Source organism: Pseudoalteromonas sp. SG43-6, from assembly GCF_014164365.1.
Taxonomy (GTDB): domain Bacteria; phylum Pseudomonadota; class Gammaproteobacteria; order Enterobacterales; family Alteromonadaceae; genus Pseudoalteromonas; species Pseudoalteromonas rhizosphaerae.
The window spans coordinates 1-20,367 of record NZ_JACJEZ010000020.1 but is presented as its reverse complement, the minus strand read 5'-3'; the positions used below and the strand labels follow the sequence as shown (position 1 = coordinate 20,367).

19 protein-coding genes are annotated in these 20,367 nt (G+C 40.4%); 8 read left to right on the top strand and 11 right to left on the bottom strand.

Annotated elements, in window-relative coordinates:
* Nucleotides 1–5: 5 nt before the first annotated feature.
* Genes murG through mraZ form a run of 10 tightly spaced genes read right to left on the bottom strand, consistent with a single transcriptional unit; the run spans nt 6 to nt 11,132 of the window.
* Nucleotides 6–1,115: an undecaprenyldiphospho-muramoylpentapeptide beta-N-acetylglucosaminyltransferase gene (gene murG / locus H5201_RS10215; protein WP_182718051.1), complete on the bottom strand. Its 1,110-nt coding sequence runs from the start codon at nt 1,113–1,115 to the stop codon at nt 6–8.
* On the bottom strand, nt 1,112–2,287 hold the full coding sequence (gene ftsW, locus H5201_RS10210; protein WP_182718050.1) for a cell division protein FtsW: 1,176 nt from the start codon (nt 2,285–2,287) through the stop codon (nt 1,112–1,114). Before ftsW ends, murG begins: the two co-directional genes overlap by 4 nt.
* Nucleotides 2,284–3,609, bottom strand: a complete 1,326-nt coding sequence (gene murD, locus H5201_RS10205) for a UDP-N-acetylmuramoyl-L-alanine--D-glutamate ligase (protein ID WP_182718049.1) — start codon at nt 3,607–3,609, stop codon at nt 2,284–2,286. Before murD ends, ftsW begins: the two co-directional genes overlap by 4 nt.
* Nucleotides 3,610–4,692 (bottom strand): phospho-N-acetylmuramoyl-pentapeptide-transferase, encoded by a 1,083-nt coding sequence (mraY, locus tag H5201_RS10200; protein WP_145236872.1) that lies wholly within the window; start codon nt 4,690–4,692, stop codon nt 3,610–3,612.
* Complete coding sequence (murF, locus tag H5201_RS10195) at nt 4,686–6,074, bottom strand: UDP-N-acetylmuramoyl-tripeptide--D-alanyl-D-alanine ligase (protein ID WP_182718048.1); 1,389 nt, start codon at nt 6,072–6,074, stop codon at nt 4,686–4,688. Before murF ends, mraY begins: the two co-directional genes overlap by 7 nt.
* Nucleotides 6,071–7,576 (bottom strand): UDP-N-acetylmuramoyl-L-alanyl-D-glutamate--2,6-diaminopimelate ligase, encoded by a 1,506-nt coding sequence (gene murE, locus H5201_RS10190; protein WP_182718105.1) that lies wholly within the window; start codon nt 7,574–7,576, stop codon nt 6,071–6,073. The genes murF and murE overlap by 4 nt, the downstream gene beginning before the upstream one ends.
* Entirely contained in the window at nt 7,569–9,386 is a 1,818-nt protein-coding gene (locus H5201_RS10185) for a penicillin-binding transpeptidase domain-containing protein (protein ID WP_182784516.1), read from the bottom strand. The genes murE and H5201_RS10185 overlap by 8 nt, the downstream gene beginning before the upstream one ends.
* Entirely contained in the window at nt 9,383–9,709 is a 327-nt protein-coding gene (gene ftsL, locus H5201_RS10180) for a cell division protein FtsL (RefSeq protein WP_145236863.1), read from the bottom strand. Before ftsL ends, H5201_RS10185 begins: the two co-directional genes overlap by 4 nt.
* Entirely contained in the window at nt 9,706–10,644 is a 939-nt protein-coding gene (gene rsmH / locus H5201_RS10175) for a 16S rRNA (cytosine(1402)-N(4))-methyltransferase RsmH (protein WP_145236860.1), read from the bottom strand. Before rsmH ends, ftsL begins: the two co-directional genes overlap by 4 nt.
* A gap of 29 nt (nt 10,645–10,673) precedes the next feature.
* On the bottom strand, nt 10,674–11,132 hold the full coding sequence (mraZ, locus tag H5201_RS10170) for a division/cell wall cluster transcriptional repressor MraZ (protein WP_145236856.1): 459 nt from the start codon (nt 11,130–11,132) through the stop codon (nt 10,674–10,676).
* 505 nt (nt 11,133–11,637) lie between these two features.
* Here mraZ and H5201_RS10165 point away from each other — a divergent pair.
* The 8 genes from H5201_RS10165 to H5201_RS10135 all read left to right on the top strand — a co-directional run bounded on the left by H5201_RS10165 (nt 11,638) and on the right by H5201_RS10135 (nt 19,771).
* Nucleotides 11,638–11,982, top strand: coding sequence for a DUF883 domain-containing protein (locus H5201_RS10165; protein ID WP_182718047.1), 345 nt, complete (start codon nt 11,638–11,640; stop codon nt 11,980–11,982).
* 6 nt (nt 11,983–11,988) lie between these two features.
* Nucleotides 11,989–12,438 carry a hypothetical protein gene (locus H5201_RS10160; RefSeq protein WP_145236851.1) on the top strand — a complete coding sequence of 150 codons (450 nt, stop codon included), beginning with the start codon at nt 11,989–11,991 and terminating at the stop codon, nt 12,436–12,438.
* Nucleotides 12,438–12,695 carry a hypothetical protein gene (locus H5201_RS10155; protein ID WP_182718046.1) on the top strand — a complete coding sequence of 86 codons (258 nt, stop codon included), beginning with the start codon at nt 12,438–12,440 and terminating at the stop codon, nt 12,693–12,695. The genes H5201_RS10160 and H5201_RS10155 overlap by 1 nt, the downstream gene beginning before the upstream one ends.
* Before the next feature lie 131 nt (nt 12,696–12,826).
* Complete coding sequence (locus H5201_RS10150; RefSeq protein ID WP_259399682.1) at nt 12,827–15,940, top strand: EAL domain-containing protein; 3,114 nt, start codon at nt 12,827–12,829, stop codon at nt 15,938–15,940.
* 109 nt (nt 15,941–16,049) lie between these two features.
* Nucleotides 16,050–16,718: a YoaK family protein gene (locus H5201_RS10145; protein ID WP_182784514.1), complete on the top strand. Its 669-nt coding sequence runs from the start codon at nt 16,050–16,052 to the stop codon at nt 16,716–16,718.
* Between the two features lie 134 nt (nt 16,719–16,852).
* Nucleotides 16,853–17,848: an SMEK domain-containing protein gene (locus tag H5201_RS10140; RefSeq protein ID WP_182784513.1), complete on the top strand. Its 996-nt coding sequence runs from the start codon at nt 16,853–16,855 to the stop codon at nt 17,846–17,848.
* The gene (locus H5201_RS23555) at nt 17,848–18,078 is read left to right on the top strand and encodes an ABC-three component system middle component 6 (protein WP_404936355.1); all 231 of its coding nucleotides are present in this window, start codon (nt 17,848–17,850) and stop codon (nt 18,076–18,078) included. The genes H5201_RS10140 and H5201_RS23555 overlap by 1 nt, the downstream gene beginning before the upstream one ends.
* The gene (locus H5201_RS10135; protein WP_182784511.1) at nt 18,053–19,771 is read left to right on the top strand and encodes a DUF2326 domain-containing protein; all 1,719 of its coding nucleotides are present in this window, start codon (nt 18,053–18,055) and stop codon (nt 19,769–19,771) included. Before H5201_RS23555 ends, H5201_RS10135 begins: the two co-directional genes overlap by 26 nt.
* A gap of 77 nt (nt 19,772–19,848) precedes the next feature.
* Here the strand turns inward: H5201_RS10135 and H5201_RS10130 are convergent, their stop codons facing one another.
* Nucleotides 19,849–20,064, bottom strand: a complete 216-nt coding sequence (locus H5201_RS10130) for a hypothetical protein (protein ID WP_182784508.1) — start codon at nt 20,062–20,064, stop codon at nt 19,849–19,851.
* Between the last annotated feature and the right edge of the window lie 303 nt (nt 20,065–20,367).

The window sequence follows — 20,367 nt, the reverse complement described above, 5'->3', positions numbered from 1 at the left end:
TTCACTTAATTATCTCTTTTTTCTGTTACTTGCAGCGCTGACAAGGGGACACCTGCGGCATCCATACAATGCCATGCGACATTGGCAGTAGCTTCTAGTGTCGCCAATTGCTTAGCATTGCTTGCAAGTTCACTGATTAATGCTGGTTTGGCTAAATACGGGCGTAATAGTTCAACAATACTGTGTTGATTGAACTGCCCCTGTGGCATTAATAATGCCGCATTGCCATCAACTAAAAATTTTGCATTCGCAGTTTGATGATCGTCAACCGCATGCGGAAACGGCACAAACACGGCCATTTTTCCTGCAGCAGCAATCTCACTTACGGTTAACGCCCCCGCGCGGCAAATTACAATATCTGCCCAGCTATAAGCGGTATCCATATCATCAATAAACTCAGCCACCTTAGCTTGTTCAGCACTAAAACCTTGCTGCTGATATGCCTGTGTTACTGAGCCTAAATGACCTTTACCGGTTTGATGCCATGTATTGATCTGAAACTCTTCACTGAGCTGTTTAAATGCTGCTGGCAAAGTTTGGTTTAGCACCTGCGCACCTAACGAGCCACCAACGACCAACACGTTAACCGGACTTGATACTTCCCGCATTGCCACATTTGCTACGCTGGCTCGTACCGGATTACCAACCACGTCACTGTATCCAGAGGCAAATGCTTGCGGAAATGCAGCCAACACTTTATTGGCAAACTTGGCTAGGTACTTATTACTCATACCGGCAACCGCATTTTGCTCATGGATCACCAGTGGTATACCTAAGCTTTTTGCGGCAATGCCAGTCGGCCCAGTAACATAGCCGCCCATTGCTAACACAACATCAGGTTGTTGTTTTTTCAATACTTTGCGTGCTTGTAATATGGCATTAATCACCATAAAAGGGGCTTTTACTAAACGTGCAAGGCCATTGCCACGTACACCTTTAACATTAATAAAATCAATCTCAATATTATGCTTTGGTACAACCTGCGCTTCCATTCGATCAGCAGTGCCAATCCAACTCACTTGCCAACCTTGTTGCCTTAAGTGATCAGCCACAGCTATGCCGGGAAAAATATGCCCGCCAGTACCACCAGCAACAACGACTAATTTTTTATTCATCGCTTGCCTCCACCGGATGTTGCTTGTTTAGTGGCCATTTTGGTTTCAAAATCCACGCGCAATAAAATACCTGCCGCAATAGTCATGATAAGTAAACTTGAGCCACCATAAGATACAAACGGCAAGGTTAAACCTTTGGTTGGCAAAATACCGGCACTCGCCCCCACATTAACCATGGTTTGAAATGCAAACCAAATACCTATTGCGAATGCAAAGTAACCTTCATATTCTTTGCCACATTTAAGTGCTTGCTGACCAATTAACAGTGCTCTAAACACCAAAGTACCAAACACCATTAAAATACTGACGATACCGATAAAACCTAACTCTTCGCCAATCACCGCAAAAATAAAGTCATTATGGGCTTCAGGTAAATATTGCAATTTTTGCACACTATTACCTAAACCTTGGCCAAACCAACCACCTTGGCTATATGCCATCAGCGATTGTACTAACTGGTAGCCTTTACCAAATGGGTCATCCCATGGCTCTAGAAAACCGACCACCCGCGCCATCCGATATGGCTCAACAATAATGAGCAATACGACTAAGCCTACGCCTGTTAATATCAAGGCAAAAAACTGCCATAACTTAGCCCCAGCTAAGAACAATAAGCCTACGGTAGTTACAAACATCACCACCACAGTGCCTAAATCGGGCTGTAATAAAATCAACAATGCGTAAACTGCAAACACCGCGATTGGCTTAGCAAAGCCTTTGATGTTTTCTTGAACTTCCTCACGTTTACGCACTAAGTAACCGGCGATATAACTGAAAAAGAATAATTTAGCCGCTTCAGCAACCTGAAAGCCCACCGGACCTACTGGGATCCAACGTTTTGCGCCATTCACTTCACGTCCAACGATTAACACCACTATCAGTAGCGCCATGCCAAACAGTAATAAGTAAGGATTCGAGCGTTTCCACCAAGTCATTGGTACACAACAGGTGATCCAAAACAGCACAAAGCCCATCGCCAAAAACATGCTGTGGCGAATAATAATATGATAGGGATTGTTAAATAAGCGATCAGCGGTCGGCATCGACGCACTCGTCACCATCACAAACCCCAAGCCAATTAGCATGATCACACAATATAACAGTGGCACATCGTATAACTGCGCCGAAGGCTTAGGAGTCAGGGTGTCACGAATATTAGCTAAAGCAATCATACTGCCTCCGCTAATACGCATTGACTAAAGTGCTCACCACGTTGCATATAATTGTTATACATATCGATACTGGCACATGCAGGTGCAAGCAACACAATATCGCCCGCAGTGGCAAGTTGCTTGGCAAGCATCACCGCTTGCTGCATATTTTCTGTTAAGTGGCCTTTGTCAGTCAACGCAACCAGTGCTTTGGCATCTTTACCAAAACAAATAAGCGCTTTAACTTGCTGTTGTAAATACGGCTTTAAGCTATCGAGATCGGCGCCTTTGGCATCGCCTCCGGCAATCACTACTAGTTGCTTGGCCTGATCGGCTAAACTTTCTATCGCCGCAATGGTGGCCCCGACATTCGTAGCTTTAGAGTCATTAAAATATTTAACCCCCGCTTGCTCGGCAACAAACTGACAACGATGCGCCAAGCCAGTAAATTGGCTAAAAGCTTGTGCAAACTGACTAGCACTGATATCAAATGGGCTCAATAATGCCATAACCGCTAACGCATTTAGCTGATTATGACGACCAACTACGGCCAAGCTACTAACAGGCAATAGAGCTTTGCCTTGATAACTAAAGTAACTGTCACCTTGATACGTCATTAAACAATAATCCGCATTTTCTAAGCCAAAGCTTAATTGCGGCATTGTTTGTGTATACGTTGCTGGGTCAGTCTTATTTACTACAGCCAGCGCGGCATTAGCATAAATCGTTTGTTTTGAATCAATATAGGCTTGGTAGCTCGGGTAACGATCTAAATGATCTTCCGACACATTAAGTACCGTAGCGCTAACCGGCTTTAAGCTGTGCATCGTATCGAGCTGAAAACTCGATAGCTCTAATACGTAAACATCAAAATCATCAGCTAATAAATCCAGTGCGGCAGTACCAATATTTCCGCCAAGTCCGACCTTATAACCAGCCATTTTCAATACTTCATAAGCCAACGTAACGACAGTCGATTTACCGTTAGAGCCTGTTACAGCCACCACCGGCTTGTCTGTTAAACGGGCAAATAACTCAATATCACCAATCACTTCAACACCCGCTTGCATTGCTTGTGCAACTGCTGGAAGTGTTAAACTTAAACCAGGGCTGATGATGATCATATCGGCGCTTTCAAGCTGTGCAGTTGCTAAATCACCAAACTGCGTCGTTAAATTTGGCGCATGTTGTTGCAACCAATCACAACCGGGCGGTGATTGGCGACTATCAACTACATTAGGCGTTAAACCTTGAGATAATAAAAAACGCACAATGCCCAGACCGGTTACACCGAGTCCGAGCACTGTAATATGTTTGTTTTTCATCTCGTTTAAATACGTCATTTACCTGATCTTTAATGTTACTAGGCCAGCTAACACTAGCACGATAGAAATTATCCAAAAACGCACGATAACTCGTGGCTCAGGCCAGCCTTTTAACTCGTAATGATGGTGGATTGGTGCCATTCTAAAAATCCGTTGGCCACGTAATTTATAAGAGCCAACTTGCAAGATAACCGACAGTGCTTCCATCACAAATACACCGCCCATAATGATTAAAATTAACTCTTGGCGAACTAATACAGCAATAATACCCAATGCTCCACCAAGCGCTAATGAACCAACATCACCCATAAATACTTGTGCTGGGTAAGTGTTAAACCATAAAAAGCCTAATCCGGCACCAACAATGGCGGTACATACTACAACCAACTCACTGGCCAATGGTAAATGTGGAATATGCAAGTAAGCAGAGAAATTCACGTTACCTGTTAAGTAAGCAATAATAGCCAGTGCTGCTGCCACTAAAATAGTCGGTACAATGGCCAAACCATCCAAGCCATCGGTCAGATTCACAGCATTTGACGTCCCCACCACGACAAAGTAAGTCATAACTATGTAAAACAAACCTAGCTGCGGTAATACATCTTTAAAAAACGGCACTACTAATGATGTTTCGTTGGCATGATTAGCAGTAAAAAATAATGCGCAGGCAACCACTAAGGCAATCACTGACTGCCAAAAATACTTCCATTTCGCAATCAACCCTTTTGGATCTTTGCGGATCACTTTACGGTAATCATCAACAAAGCCCACAATTCCCAATGAGCCGATCACAAACAAGGTAGCCCATACATATTTATTCGCTAAATCAGCCCACAGCAAAGTACTGGTAAAAATAGACGCTAAAATTAACAAGCCTCCCATGGTTGGGGTGCCTTTTTTCGATAAATGCGACTCCGGGCCATCGTTACGAACCACTTGACCAATTTGCATTCTTTGCAATGCTCGGATCAACTTAGGGCCAAAATATAAAGAAATTAATAGTGCCGTTAAAATACCAAATACAGCGCGAACGGTTAAATACGAGAACACATTAAATGCACTGTAATATTGTGTTAAATACTCGGCCAGCCAAACTAACATTGAGATACTCCATTGCGGCCAGTTTGCTGGCTGTTAACTAAATCTTGTACTAATAATTCCATGCGAGAACTGCGCGATCCCTTCACGACTATGGTGGTTTTTTGTGCTGAGTCAGTTAACTGTGCTTGTAATTGTTGCAACAGTTCCTCGCGGCTTGAAAAATGCCGCTGTGGTTTAGCAAATTCATCACTGGCGTATTGACTCAGTACACCTAAGCTATACAACTCATCAATACCTTGTTGTTTGGCATAGGCGCCAACTTGTTGGTGATAAAGCGCGGCTTCTTCACCAAGTTCTCCCATATCACCTAACGCTAAAATACGCTGACCTTGGAGGTCGCGTAATAAATCAATTGCAGCCTTAACCGATTGCACATTGGCATTATAAGTGTCATCAATCACGGTTAGTGTTTCATTGACTTGAATAATGTTTACTCGGCCTTTTACTTCAGCCATGGTTGCGAGTGCCGTTGCCACAGCCTCAAGACTAACGCCAAATTCACAGGTTAATGCAGCTGCTATAAGGGCGTTTGTAACATTGTGACGACCTGGCAATGCAAGCTTAACGGGTACTCGATGCTGCTTGGTACAAATATAAAAAGACGCCTGAGCTTGCTCATCGAGGCTGACTTCTTCTGCCCAAATATCTAGTTTTTCAGTGCTTGAAAAACGTTTTACATTGCGCCCTTGTAACTTAGTAAGCCAACCATCACTAAATTCGCTGTCACAGTTAACTAGCGCAATGCCATGCTCTTTCAAACCATCGTAAATTTCACTTTTAGCCGTTGCCACACCCGCAAGAGAGCCAAAACCCTCAATATGCGCAGCTGCCACATTACAAACAACGGCAACATCTGGCTTAGTCATCGCCGTGGTATAGGCAATTTCACCAATATGGTTAGCGCCAAGCTCAATCACCGCATATTTGTGCTGCGGTTCTAGGCGTAACAAGGTTAATGGCACGCCAATGTCATTATTAAAATTACCTTTAGTCGACAGTACTTCACCGTGAGGAGCTAAAATAGCTGCGCACATTTCTTTTACTGTGGTTTTACCGACACTGCCTGTAATTGCGATAGTTTTTGGTGCCACACTGGCCATTACCGCAGCACCAATTTCGCCTAGCGCAATACGCGTATCCGTAACTAAAAACTGTGGAATATCAACGGCAACTTTTTGACTAACAATAGCGGCTATTGCGCCTTTGTCTTTCGCTTGTTGTAAAAACTGATGGCCATCAAAATTAGGGCCTTGTAGCGCTAAAAATACTTCTCCTTCGCATACGGTGCGAGTATCTGTATTAATATTTTTTACTGTTTGATTATCACCTTGATAATCAGTTGCTAGCACATTTGCTAGCCAATCAAAATCCATTGGGATCATAACTGCGATCCTCTTATTTGTTGTTCTTGTGGGTCTAGCTTTTGCTTTTGTTGTAAGTGCTGCTGGACAAATTTACGATCGCAAAAATCTATCCGTTGCGTACCAATTATTTGATAATCTTCATGGCCTTTACCTGCAATAAGCACTACGTCATTGGCATTTGCGTTATCTATTGCAAAGGCAATAGCATGAGCACGGTCAGCTTCTAAGTGCGCACGGTCAGGCTGGCTTAAACCAGCAGCAACATCTTTAATGATCTGCCATGGATCTTCGCTACGCGGGTTATCACTGGTAATAATTACTTTATCAGCATTTTGCTCAGCCGCTTGGGCCATCATTGGTCGCTTGCCTTTATCACGGTCTCCACCGCAACCAAATACACAACTTACGCCACCGGGCACATGTTGTTGCAATGCTTGCAATGCTAAAGCTAACGCATCTGGCGTGTGAGCATAATCAACAATACAGGTTGGTTGGTTTGGCGCGCTAAATGCTTGCATGCGTCCAGCAACTGGTTGCAAGCTTGCACAACCCGCTGCCAGTTGATCTAATGGGTAACCTAAACCAAGTAAAGTTGCGATTGCAGCCGCTAAATTATATAAATTAAATTCGCCAAACAGCGGACAGGTAATAGCAATATCACCCCAACTTGTCGTCAACTGTGCCGATATACCGGTTTTATGGTAAGAAACATCAGTGAAGTATACAAACTTAGCACCTTTTGGCTGCAAGTTTTTATGGCCATAACACACTAAGTTATTAAAATCGTATTGTTCTAACCATTGCTCTACTTGGTTATCATCTTGATTTAGTACCACCAGCTGCGCGTCAAAATCTCGCATTAGCATTAACTTTGCATCGGCATAACTGGCCATATCACCGTGGTAATCTAAATGATCGCGCGATAAATTGGTAAACACAGCAGCTTTAAAGTGCGTTTTCGCAACACGCTGCTGTACCAAACCATGTGATGACACTTCCATCGCCACCAGTTTGTTATTGTCAGTGGCAAGTTGCGCTAATATTCTTTGTAAATCAACACAAGACGGTGTGGTATTGATTAACTCAGTTAAACTTTCTGGTTGCCCATACCCAAGCGTACCGATAATCGCTGATTGGGTGTCGCAAAACTTAGCTAAATGAGCAATCATCGCAGTGGTAGTTGATTTACCATTGGTGCCAGTAACACCCACCACATCTAATTGTTTACTTGGTTGTTGATAAAAATGACTCGCTAATGCGGGCAATTTCTTATTCAAATCGGAAATTAAATAAAGCGGTTCAAAATCACATTCAAACTCACATAAACGATCAGCAATCACTGCAACTGCACCATTTGCAATCGCTTTATCAATAAATTGTCCGCCATCTAATTGATGACCTTTAATTGCTACAAAGACATCCCCAGGGGTGACATCTCGACTATCCAAACGCAAGTGCTTTACTAGTAAGCTTGTTGCTGCTACTTCTATTTGTTGTAAAATTATTTTTAAATCACGCATCATCATCTATGCCCTTCACGTAGGCAACCGAGCCTTTGTCTGGTGCCACGTTTAAAATTCTTAACGCATTGGAGATTATTTCTGCAAACACTGGTCCTGCAGTTGCACCGCCATAATAAACATCTCCACCGGGCTCATTGATCATTACAACAACAGCTAAACGTGGATTACTCGCAGGTGCTATACCTGTAAAGTAACCAACATACTCATCACCATAACCACCTGCAGCGGCTTTTTTAGAGGTACCCGTTTTACCCGCAGCACGATAACCATCAACTTTTATGCGGCTCGCTGTACCACCTTCTTCAAAAACGCTTTCCATCATATGCACAACCGCTTCAACATCTTTTTGTTGAAAAATACGCTCGCCTTCAGGGATTGAATCTTGCTTGAGGATGGTCAATGGTCTATTGATCCCGCCGGCACCTAACATGGCATAAAAACGCGCCATTTGTGCGGTGCTTACAGCAACGTTATAGCCAAAAGAAAGTGCTGCAATTTCATGGTCAGACCAACGTCGATTCGGATAAAACAAGCCACTACTTTCACCAACCATGCCGGTGCCTGTATCAGAACCAAAGCCAACTTTTTGGAACAAGCCAACAAAGTAATCCTTCGGTACATCTTGCGTTATTTTTGTCACACCCATGTTACTGGAGTACTTTAAAATCTCACGTAAGGTCATTTCACCATGGTTACGCGAGTCTGTAACTAACGTACCACCGATGCGCATCCAGCCTGGGTAAGTATCAATTTTATCATCCGGTTGGATTGAGCCGTAGTCTAACCCAGCTAATATGGCTAGAGGCTTAACGGTTGAACCTGGTTCGAACAAATCCGTGATCGCTCGGTTACGGCGTTTATGCGGCGCTGCATCATTTAAATTATTTGGATTAAAAGACGGGCTGTTAACCATCGCTAACACTTCACCAGTTCTCACATCGACCACCATCGCAGAGCCAGACGTTGCTTTGTAGGTCAGCACGGCTGATTTAACCGCTTTATAGGCTATCGCTTGAATACGCTGATCAATACTAAGCTGGATGTTTTCGGGTTCAATCCGTTCACGTTCATCAAGCACTTCAACTTCACGCCCCTGTGCATCTTTACGAATTGTGCGACGACCTTCAACGCCAGTTAATGCGTTTTCGTAAAGCTTCTCTATGCCTTCGATACCTTTACCATCAATATTGGTAAAACCAAGCACATGTGCGGTGACTTCTCCGGCAGGGTAATAGCGTTTTGATTCATCTAATAAATGAATACCAGGCAGACGTAAATCGCCAATATAATTGGCAACGGCAGGGGTTACTTGGCGTTTTAGATAAACAAAGCGGCGACTGGCATCATCCCGCAAGCGACCATTAATTTTTTTCGCTTCAATACGCAGTACATCGGCAAGCTCACGCCAACGTAAATCATTTTTGTAGTACAGCGCAATACGTTGTTCAAGTAGCGCGGTATTTTCTGCAAGGGCATTCTCATCTTCGCCATTTTTGCGCGCCTGTTTGAGCACTTTAGCACGCAGTGATTTATGTAATGCTTTAGGATCCGCATATACACTTACAACGGGCACACTAACAGCAAGTTCTTTGCCATTACGGTCAAAAATCATCCCGCGTTGCACATGCAACTTTTCCACGCGCACGGTACGTTTATTACTTTCTGAACGGGCTTTATCAGGCTCGATAACTTGCAAATAAGCAGCACGAGATACTAAAGTCACAAAAACCAGCAGCACCACAGAGCACACCAGCATAAAACGCCATGTGATCAAACTATTTACTGGTTTTTTTCCTCTACTTCTCATGGCAGTACTATCACCTGTTCGTCTTGGCTTGTGGACCGTTTCATTTGCAGTTGCTCAATAGCAATTTCTTCAATGCGCGCATGTTGCGAATAAAACTCTTCTTCAACTAATAGATAACGCCATTCTAAATCGAGTTCATCTCGCTGTTGTAACAGCTGATCTTGTTCAATCAGCTCTTGGCGAGCAAAGTGAGTGACCTGCACCACACTCAAACTAGATGCGAATATCACAACCAGTAAGGCCGAGGTTAACTTGTTTGCTCCTAGGCCTTTGATTATTTCTAAAAATAAATTGGGTTGTCGATGATTCGCTTTTGGCTTCATCCCAATCTCTGTGCCACCCTAAGTACTGAACTGCGTGAACGTGGGTTACGGTCAACTTCAGCTTGGCTTGGCTTAATAGCTTTACCCACTGCTTTTAACGTCAGATTTTGATTTATTTGTGCATCAGTTAAAGGCAGACCTCTGGGTAACGCCGCTCCCTTACTCTGTTTTTTAATAAACTGTTTAACAATACGGTCTTCTAGTGAATGAAACGAAATCACCACTAATCGGCCACCGGGCTTTAATACACCCAACGCAGCTTGTAATGCCGTTTGAATCTCTTCCAATTCACTGTTGATATAAATACGAATAGCTTGGAAAGTACGCGTCGCAGGGTGTTTGAACTTATCCTTTACTGGCACTGCTTCGTCAACTAAATCAGCAAGTTGCTTAGTTGTTGTAATCGGCGTATGAGCGCGCACTTCAAGTACTTTATGTGCAATACGACGACCAAACTTTTCTTCACCATAAGTTTTGATCACATGAACAATGTCTTCCAGCTCAGCTTCGGCTAACCACTGCGCAGCACTGCGGCCGCTAGTAGGATCCATACGCATATCAAGCGGGCCATCTTTCATAAAACTAAAACCACGTTCAGCATCGTCTAGTTGTGGTGATGACACACCGATATCTAATAAAATACCATCTACTTTTCCTAATAGATCGTTTTGCTCTGCTACTTCGTATAGGTTAGAAAAGCGAGTATGGGCAATGGCAAAACGGCTATCGTCGGCAAACTTTTCGGCAGACTTGATCGCTTGTGGATCTTGATCAATGGCCTGTAATCGACCATGTTCACCAAGGCGCGCCAAGATTTGTCCAGAATGTCCGCCTCGGCCAAATGTACCATCCATATAAATACCGTCTGGCTTAATTGCTAGACCTTCGATGGTTTCGTCCATTAGTACGGAAATATGTTCAAATTGCGCTGTCATTAGCTATTGTTTGCCTTTTTATTGTGTGATCAGAGCGAAAAATTATCTAAGTCTGGGGTTGATTCAAACTCACCGAGTCGTTCAATTTCGGTATCTTGGCGCATTTGTTCATGCCAACGTTCTTCATCCCAGATCTCAAATTTATTCATCAAACCGACCAACATGATTTTTTTGCCTAAATCAGCATGAGACCGTAACGACGGTGCCAGCAATATTCGGCCATTTTTATCTAATTGGTATTCTGTTGCATTACCTAACAACATCCGTTGCATGCGTCGAGCGCGTGGATTCATATTGGAAATTTTAGCTAAGCGATCTTCTATATCCTGCCATTGCGCCAGTGGATACAACCACAAGCAAGGCTCGTTCAGTGCGACAGTACAGATCACCGTCCCCTGATCTTCAGACAACAGCGAGTCTCGGTACTTAGTCGGTACCGCAAATCGTCCTTTGTCATCCAAACTCAGTGAACTCGCACCACGGAACATAAAAAGCCTACTTTAAAAGTTTGTAATTAATCTGTTTTGATTAATTTGATCCAATTTGATCCACTAAATACCACTTTTTACCACAGTGCTCCAGTTTAGGGCTTGACAAGCTATTTTGTCAAGTCAGCAGAAACCTATAATGGTGTGTTAAAGCCAGAAAAAATAAGGCCTAGCGCGAAGCTACTGAATTACGTGGGAAAAAGTGGATAACATCAAAAAAAATATTTTATTCTGAGATAAAACAAAATAAATAGACTTAAATGATTAATGAATAATCAATGAACAGTTACAAAATATTAGTAGCGAATTGCTGCTTAATAGATCTTGTAAAATTTACGCGATCTTTTTGCAATAGTTACTTTAAACGCTGTTATTTCAAACAAAGTGATTCACAAGATAAAAAACAAACCATTGATTTTTAAGAATTTAAATAAGATCGTAGAAGTGGTACGAAGGCTGCAACAAGTATTACACAATCTAGTTTTATATTTAAGGAACGATTACTATGACTACTTCAACATCAAGTTCAAATTCAGCTGCAAAAACCAGTAAAAAAGTTGATGATATTGCTGCTCACACTGAATCACCATTAACAGACAAAGCAACCTCAGCGGCTCATCTTGCTGTTGATTCGCTGTCTTCAAAGGCTGCAACAGCAGAACAAAGTATTCGTCATGGTGCTTCAAGTTCAGCTGAAACACTCACTGAAAAGCAAAAAATTGCGCGTGAAAAACTGTCTGAATACAGTGGTAAAACTCGTCAATTAGCCTCTGAAAACCCGCTTGCTACAGCTGGTCTTGCGTTTGCTGCTGGTATGCTAGTGACAGCACTATTTCGCCGTAGCAAGTAAGCAATTATGCAACCACATACCGATCCTAAAGATAAACAGCATCAAGCCGCTGATCCTGCACCGCAAAGTGCTGATCAGTGGCAAGATCATCTTGCTAAATTATCTCAATATGGTGAGCAACTTTATCAAGACTATCGCCAACAGGCTGGTATTTGCAAAGAATTAGCGAGTGCCGAGTGGCGACTATCAACTCGCTCTTTGGCATTGACTATTATTTTGCTGGTAAGTTTTGCCGGTGGTTTAGTATTGTTGTGGGCCGGTTTGCTGATCACACTTGGCTTTGCGGTTTTTGCCTTTAGTCAATCAATATGGCTCAGTGCTGTATGTCTAATTGGCTTACAATTGCTTTGTTTAATGTGGCTGTGGAAAAACATTGGTTATATCAGCAGCAAAATTGGCTTTGATAAAACTGCGCACAGCATTAAACAATTACTCAATATAAATAGGGGTGAATAATGCTAATTGATTATTTTATTAAGAAACCAAATCATAAAGTTCGTCACTTAAGTCAAAAAATGAATAGCATCAATGCGTTAAAACAGCAACATCATCAAGCTTTCAACTACCGACTTAAACGCTTTGCAGTATCGAATGTCGGTATTGCCAGTGCCTTTACGGCAGGTGCAGGCTATCAAGCGCTAAATGGTCATAGCCAAAATTCAGCCAATAAAATAAAGCTAAGTCAATTTAGCTGGTTGTTACGTTTGCTATAAATCCTCATAGATACTGAGCTTTGCTCAGCACAATCTTACTCTTCAGAGCTATTACTTTGGTCTTTATTAGATAAACCGCAATTAACCTTATATTATATATGGTTATTTTCAACTTAATTGGCTACAATTTTATGCCAAAGCCCAGTATGAAGAGTATTGTTATTTTTTCCTCATCGTTACAACATCGACTTTATCGGTTATTTATATTACTGAGTTTACCCGGCATTTTGGTGATCTTATTTAGCCTTTGGCATGCCAAAGAAACCGCACGCCAAGAAAGTCGGCTGCAGGCATTAACGGTTGCCGAACAGCTTGTTGAGCAGCAGACTGAGCTACTCAAAAAAATTAAGACATTTACCACTCAACTTGCTGACTTAAAAGATTTTGCCGCGCCACTACAAACCGGCTGCCCTTATTACTTAGCTAAAATACAAAAACTTCAACCTGAAATTGCAAATATTGGTATCGTCAACATGCAAGGCGACGCGGTGTGTTTATCGCAAGGACGCAAAGAAAATATTAATATTGCCGATCGTGAATACTTTAAAAATGCTGTGGCAACTAAAAGCTTTGCCATTGGCTATTTTCAAAAAGATCGCAGTATCAATTCCCTCAGTTTCAATTTTGCTTATCCACTTATTGATCAGCAGCAACAAGTATATGGGGCAGTAGTAACGGTTGTCACATTAGATTGGTGGAGCCAGATACTTGCCAACTCTCACTTACCCGAAGATGCCATTGCTGTTATAACCGACAACAACGGTCGCATTATTGCAAATTACCCTAACGATCCATCGCTGTTTGGCGAAAATATTAACGCCTATGGATTTAGCTCTGAACTACCTATGCTCAATAGCACAATTGAATTGCAAGGTATTAATCACATTTTACACAGTAAAACCATGTATACCGATGAAACTAAAAATAGCCTAAATGTCTATGTTGTCATGCCATTTAATAACGCAATTCAAGCTGCCAACCAACTATTTTTTATCACATTAGCTGCATTTACATTGATGATTATTGGCCTGTCTATATTTGCTCATAACCAATTAAAGCGCAACGTATTAACGCCCATAGCACAACTCACTCTGACGATTAAAGAGCTTGCGCAAGGGTTATTACCAAAACAGTTTTCTTTAAATAGCCCAGAGCTGAATACTCTCTATCAACATTTTAAAGCGATGGCGCAAACACGTCTGACGGCAGAAGCGAGTGTCAAACGCCAACATGACGAATTAAGTAGTTTATTAAACGCTTTGCCTGATACCTACATTCGGATCAATGTTCACGGTGATGTACTGAACTTAGGTGGGCAAATTTCACAGTTAAATTTACCTGTGTATACACGTTCAAAGTTACACCTTCGCGAGCTACTTGGTGAAGAAAAAAGTAAACAGTTACTTCAGCATTTGCCCTGCAAAAATAAAACTAGCCAATTTGAATTAACAATCAATAACAGCGAAGTCGAGCAAGTATTTGAAGCGCGGATCAGTGCCAAGCATAATAGCAACGAGTACACTATTGTATTGCAAGATATCAGCCAGCGAAAAAACGCTGAAAAAGCGTCTCATCTGGCCTCATTGGTCTACTCAAATAGCAGTGAAGGAATGGCCATTACCGATCCAAACGGCATTATCTTAGATGTTAACCCGGCTTTTTGTGAAGTAACCCAATACAGTAAAAATGAAATCCTGGGCAATACCACCGCTATCTTAGCTTCAGGCAAGCACAGTAAGGTGTTCTATCAAGAAATGTGGCTGCAATTACAAGAGACTGGCCGTTGGCAAGGTGAAATAATTAACCGTCGTAAAGATGGCGAGTTATTCACAGAGTGGCTTACTATCGATACTGTATACAATGAGCATTCTGAAGCGCAGCGCAGAGTCGCGATTTTTACCGATATTACCGCTAAGAAAGCAGCCGAAGATCTGATATGGCATCAAACTCACTTTGATCATTTAACCAATCTACCTAATCGAATTGAGCTTAAAGAGCGCTTAAATCAGCGCCTCAACAACGCCTTAAATCCTAATGAGCCATTGGTGATCATGCTACTTGATCTTGATCATTTCAAAGACATAAATGACACCTTAGGCCATTTTTATGGTGACGAATTACTTAAGTTGATCGCAATTCGTTTGCAACAAGAAATTGTTGATATTGAGTTTATTGCACGTATTGGTGGCGACGAATTTGTCATTGTACATGCCAAGCTAGTCACTGAAGAACACATTAAAAAAGTAGCCAACGATATCCTCAATGCCATGACAAAAGCATTTATACTCGAAGGCGAAGAACTACACATAGCAACCAGCATCGGCATCGCTATTGCACCAATCGATGGCGATAGCTCAGAGCTGTTATTAAAAGCCGCAGACCAAGCCATGTATAAAGCTAAACAAAGTGGTCGTAACTGTTTTGAGTTTTTCAATCACAACTTACGCGAGCAAGCACAAGCGCGTATGGATTTACTCAAAAATATGCGCTATGGCATTGAACAAAAACAATTTGATCTTTATTACCAAGCAATCGTTAACCTAGATTCTGGGCACATTCATAAAGCAGAAGCACTATTGCGCTGGCGCCACCCTACACGCGGCGTAATTAGTCCCGCAGAGTTTATACCTTTGGCCGAAGAGTCTAGATATATCAACCCATTAGGACAATTTGTATTTACTCGCGCATTACAAACGCTAACGGTTTTACGAGCCCAGGTTGATGCCAACTTTCAACTTAGTATTAATGTCTCGCCAGTGCAATTTAGTTGCCTTGATAGCGGTATTGATCAGTGGCCAGCCTTGCTAAAAGCCGCCAATTTACCACCGAGTGCAATTGTTAGCGAGATCACCGAAGGGTTAATGATCGCACCAGAGCAACTCACCCAACAACGCCTGAAAGCGCTGGTAAAATCCGGTATGGAACTCGCTTTAGATGACTTTGGCACCGGCTATTCATCGCTTGCCTACTTGCAACAAATGGACGCAGATTATTTAAAAATTGATAAATGTTTTGTTGATAACATTCAAGCCGACAATCAAGATCTGGCGTTATGCAAAGCAATTATCACTATGGCACATCAATTTGGTTTAAAAGTGATTGCCGAAGGCATTGAAACACCAGAGCAGCAGCAATTATTACTTGATATAGGGTGTGATTATGGCCAAGGCTATTTGTTTGCAAAGCCATTACCCGAACAGGAATTTTTAGCACTGGTAAGCAACCAATCCACAACCGCTACCTAAATATTGCTGATCCAGCACACACTATGCATTGAAAACTTAGCTAGCTATTGTTTAATAAATAACGAACTGATAGGTTACCAAACAGATTTTATTAAATTAACTGTTAGCCGTGATTTCAAAATTGCCTCGTTGGGTAGAATATGGATCGTTTTTACTTGCGCTTGTTGCTGGGCTTGTTAATTCGATAGGGTTACTAGGGTTCAAACATCAATCAATTTCACATCTATCAGGCACTGCAACACTCCTTGGCACAAGCATTGTTACCTCCCCCGTTACTGATGTATTACACTTAGCTCTTATCCTACTGAGTTTTTTAGTTGGTGCAGCGATCTCCGGCGCTTTTTTGCAAAGTGGTGCATTAAAACTCGGCCATAACTACAGTAGCTTGCTGTTATTTGAAGCCACTCTGTTAGCAAGCTCAGTGTATTTTTTATCGAATGACTCTGTAAACGGGCACTATTTAGCATCCGCAGCCTGCGGCTTACAAAACGCGTTAGCCACCACTTACAGCGGCGCAGTTATTCGCACCACCCATGTTACCGGTATCTTTACTGATCTAGGGCTAATGCTTGGCGCTAAATTAAGAGGCGAACCCTTTGATAAACGCAAAGCACTGTTGTTTTTACTGATAATCTCAGGATTCATTTGCGGTGGCACGTTAGGTGCTTATGCATTCCAGTTTTATAAATTTAATGCCCTCTTTATCCCCGCCACCATCTGCCTAGTATTAGCCGTTAGCTACTCAGTGTTTAAAGCGATTAATAGTAACAAGACTTAGCCCTACGCAGAAAATCAACTAACGTTAGACTTGAGCATCTCTATAAAAGGTGAAAATTTTTAACCTGTGGTGTATCATCGCATTAGCACTATAGTACAGTTTGTATTAAGAATTATGTTTAGAGGGATTTAAATATGCTTAATGATAGAAAGGCTGCTTTCGATGTGATAAGTAGGGTATTTGCTATTATGCGTTTAGATATTGAGCATCATCAGGCAATCAATGATCTTTCACTAAACATACATGGGGAAAACTACTTTAGAGACATTTTTAATTTCATTTACGATAGAAACTTTGTAAATGCAAATCTCGGTGACTTTAACGCCCCTTTCATTGATCTTATTGAGCATTCATCGAAAGAAATTGTTCAAATAACAACTACAAGAACAAAAGATAAAATCCTTCATACATTAAACGCTTGTAAAAATAGACAATACGCTGGTTACAAAATTTCAATTTATTACTTGTTAGATAAAGCAATGCCCAATGCCGAAACAACTAACCAGATTGAAAATGGATACAATATAAACCTCAAAGATACTTTAAAAGATTATAGAGATATAATTAGAGATATCGAAGCACTAGAAAGCAAAAAACTGATTGATTTATGTGATAAATACTTTAAAAAAAATCAAGTAAAATATACTGACAAAATAGTGTTAGACCTCGTTTATAAGAAGCTACTCAAAGAAAAGTCAACGAAACCACTACCTTCCCATGACGATGATTGGGGCACTATAGAAACCGATGATAAATTTAAAGTGAATAGTATTAGACAATCAATTTCTTCAGAAATAAATAAAAGCTTAGAATATACTACCCTGGTTAGCTTTATTGATGATGGGGCGTTAGCCGAAGAACTAAAAGAGTTTGTTGTTGATGAACTATACAGAGATATTTTAATCCAAAGTCTAAGAGCTAAAGTACCTATGGGTGATTTAGTTAAACTTAAAGTTGCTGACTTGCATTTACTTTCAAAGAAATTTGATATCAATTTTAATAAAGTAATTAATAGCCTTCATCATCAGCTAGAGTCTAAGATGATTATAAGCGACTTTAATAGCATGGCAGTTTCATGGATATTAATAGCTCACTTTTTTGAAGTTTGCGATGTTGGAATGAAGAAGTAATGATATTACCAAATAAATCAATAAGGCCTGTAGACTCACTCTTTTGCATTTCTTCATTTATAGTTGAATTGCTTAGTAAAAATAATTTATGTGTTGATAGTATCCATTATGAACTACAAAAGAGCTACCCTAAATCGGTTAGCGTAGAAACTGTAATCTCTTGTATCAACTTTTTGTACATTCTTGGAAAAGTAGAAATGGAAAATGAAACTATTAAAGCTAAGCTCTGATAATCCAAAGTTCAAGACATTAAATTTCAAAAGTGGCCTCAACATTCTCGCAGGCTTTCAACTTAGCGATGCTGATAAAAAAACTTATAATGGTATTGGCAAAAGCTTTTCACTTCACTTAATACATTTAATGCTGGGCTCTCGCCTTGATAGAAACAAGCCAAAGGATAAGAAGATACTAGACTTCCTTTCATCCTTTGGTACTTTTTTTCTAGACTTAGTACATGAAAATAAAACATATAAAATAGAAAAAAACTTTGCTGAAACTCACTTTATCGTTAATGAAGACAAAATAACTCAAACTCACTACCCAAGTGAGCTTCGACGTATATTTATCGGAAATAGTTTTGACTCAAATGTAAGTTTTAAACAAATACTAAATTGTTTTTCTAGACGGTACGGTAGTACCTATTACTCCGATGCTTTGAGCCAACAAGGGCGACCCCTTCAAGATTACTACCAAATGTATGCTAACTTAGCTTTACTAGGGATAAATACAGAACTAGTTATTGAAAAGGCTGAAATAAAAGAAAAGATAAACAAACTTGAAAAAGCTAGGAGTGTCGTAGAAAGCTATGAAGAGCTGTTAGATGATTCAAATGTGAAAGACCTAAAAGATGAACTTCAGCAATTAATTCAAGAAAAAAATGATTTTATTATTGCTGAAAACTACGACAAATTTAAAAAAGAAGCCGACTTCCTAACTAATTTATCAAATAAAGCTCGTAATGATATTTTTGATATTACAAAAAGTATAGCAAGAAAGAAGAGTAGCCTCGAAGAGTCTAACTTAATTGACGTTGACTTGAACAAAGTAAAAAGAATTTATGATGAAGCCAACCTATTTTTCGATGAAAAAGTATCCGTAAGACTGGATCAAGCAAATGAGTTCCATACTAACTTAGTCCGCTCCAGAACAAAAAGAATCAATAGTGAAATATCTGATTTAACAATTCAACTTAAGGAGTTAGAAAAAGATTTAGCTGATTTCGAGCGAAAAAGAGACTTGATTTTAAAAGATTTGGACTCTAAAGGGGCGCTAGAAGAATACAACTCTATTAGTGAACGTATCAGAACTATAGAAAGCGAAGTCAGAGACTTAGATAAGTATCGAGAAATATTAAATAGCTTTAAAGCCGATAAAACTCAATTAGATTTGGATAATGCAAACTTACAAGCTAGAGCTCTTCAATACCGAAATCAAAACCAAGACTACTTGGAGAAAGTTGAAAATAAATTTAGGACTATAGTAAAGAAATTTTACACCAATCATGGGGGTTCTTTACAGTTAACCGAAACTGTTGATGCTAAGTACCTATTTAATATTGATATTGAGATACCTAGAGATGGCTCTCAAGGTATTAATGAAGTGAAAATATTTTGCTATGACTTTTTATTGTATCAATTAAGACCTGAGTTACTTAATTTCATGGCTCATGATGGTTGCATTTTCAGTGAGATGGATCCTAGACAAAAGTCTATGATCTTTAAGATAGCGATTGAAACAATAAATGACAGTGGACTGCAATACTTTATAAATATAGGGCAATCATCTCTAGACGAAATTATAGATATAGATAAAAAGTACAATGTATTGTCTGATGATGAAAAATCTTATATTAAAGAGAGTATTATTTTAGAGCTTTATGATAAAGATCCTAGCGCGTGGCTATTTGGCACAAATTTTGGTTAAAATAATTCATTCATTTTGAGTATATTTAATAACATTCAAGCACTGCTAATTTAATTAAGTAGTGCTTGAAAGAAGCGTCACCACACTTCCCAGTGTAATCTAACCAGCATTCTTATGATGTAATTATCAGCTATCCCACCTTTTGAAATTTCATGACCAACAATTTGTTGTAATAATGAAAGATCAAACGCGTGGTTATTACGGATGTTACTAATAAACAGATGTCTAAAGCGGTGATCGCTACGCAATTCATCTAGCTCATTCATACTAGGAATATCAAGATCTACTACCAAACGCCCGAACCAACTAGTGATACTCTAGGCCGCTTGCATATTCTCCCCAGCTTTGATCACCCAATGGCATTAACTTTGATCACTTATTCTCATTAAGCTTTGATCACGAAAATCACTCGATAATGATCACTTTTGTGTTCTTAATGATTTTGCCGATCAAAGCTTAATGCCACTCGTTACCGAGTTCACGTTTTATCATTTTTGTAGGTATGTTAAACCGTTATCTAAATCATTTGATGAGGATAACAATAATGTCAACAAGACCTATATCTATGAGTAAATTACATGCTATTTTACGGCTGA

Coding starts and splice junctions, on each gene's coding strand:
- murF (WP_182718048.1), bottom strand. CDS start 6,074: ATGATCCCAATGGATTTTGATTGGCTAGCAAATGTGCTAGCAACTGAT.
- H5201_RS23555 (WP_404936355.1), top strand. CDS start 17,848: ATGATATTACCAAATAAATCAATAAGGCCTGTAGACTCACTCTTTTGC.
- rsmH (WP_145236860.1), bottom strand. CDS start 10,644: ATGACAGCGCAATTTGAACATATTTCCGTACTAATGGACGAAACCATC.
- murE (WP_182718105.1), bottom strand. CDS start 7,576: ATGCGTGATTTAAAAATAATTTTACAACAAATAGAAGTAGCAGCAACA.
- H5201_RS10165 (WP_182718047.1), top strand. CDS start 11,638: ATGACTACTTCAACATCAAGTTCAAATTCAGCTGCAAAAACCAGTAAA.
- H5201_RS10160 (WP_145236851.1), top strand. CDS start 11,989: ATGCAACCACATACCGATCCTAAAGATAAACAGCATCAAGCCGCTGAT.
- ftsL (WP_145236863.1), bottom strand. CDS start 9,709: ATGAAGCCAAAAGCGAATCATCGACAACCCAATTTATTTTTAGAAATA.
- H5201_RS10150 (WP_259399682.1), top strand. CDS start 12,827: ATGCCAAAGCCCAGTATGAAGAGTATTGTTATTTTTTCCTCATCGTTA.
- mraZ (WP_145236856.1), bottom strand. CDS start 11,132: ATGTTCCGTGGTGCGAGTTCACTGAGTTTGGATGACAAAGGACGATTT.
- murG (WP_182718051.1), bottom strand. CDS start 1,115: ATGAATAAAAAATTAGTCGTTGTTGCTGGTGGTACTGGCGGGCATATT.
- H5201_RS10140 (WP_182784513.1), top strand. CDS start 16,853: ATGCTTAATGATAGAAAGGCTGCTTTCGATGTGATAAGTAGGGTATTT.
- H5201_RS10155 (WP_182718046.1), top strand. CDS start 12,438: ATGCTAATTGATTATTTTATTAAGAAACCAAATCATAAAGTTCGTCAC.
- murD (WP_182718049.1), bottom strand. CDS start 3,609: ATGACGTATTTAAACGAGATGAAAAACAAACATATTACAGTGCTCGGA.
- ftsW (WP_182718050.1), bottom strand. CDS start 2,287: ATGATTGCTTTAGCTAATATTCGTGACACCCTGACTCCTAAGCCTTCG.
- H5201_RS10135 (WP_182784511.1), top strand. CDS start 18,053: ATGAAACTATTAAAGCTAAGCTCTGATAATCCAAAGTTCAAGACATTA.
- mraY (WP_145236872.1), bottom strand. CDS start 4,692: ATGTTAGTTTGGCTGGCCGAGTATTTAACACAATATTACAGTGCATTT.
- H5201_RS10185 (WP_182784516.1), bottom strand. CDS start 9,386: ATGAGAAGTAGAGGAAAAAAACCAGTAAATAGTTTGATCACATGGCGT.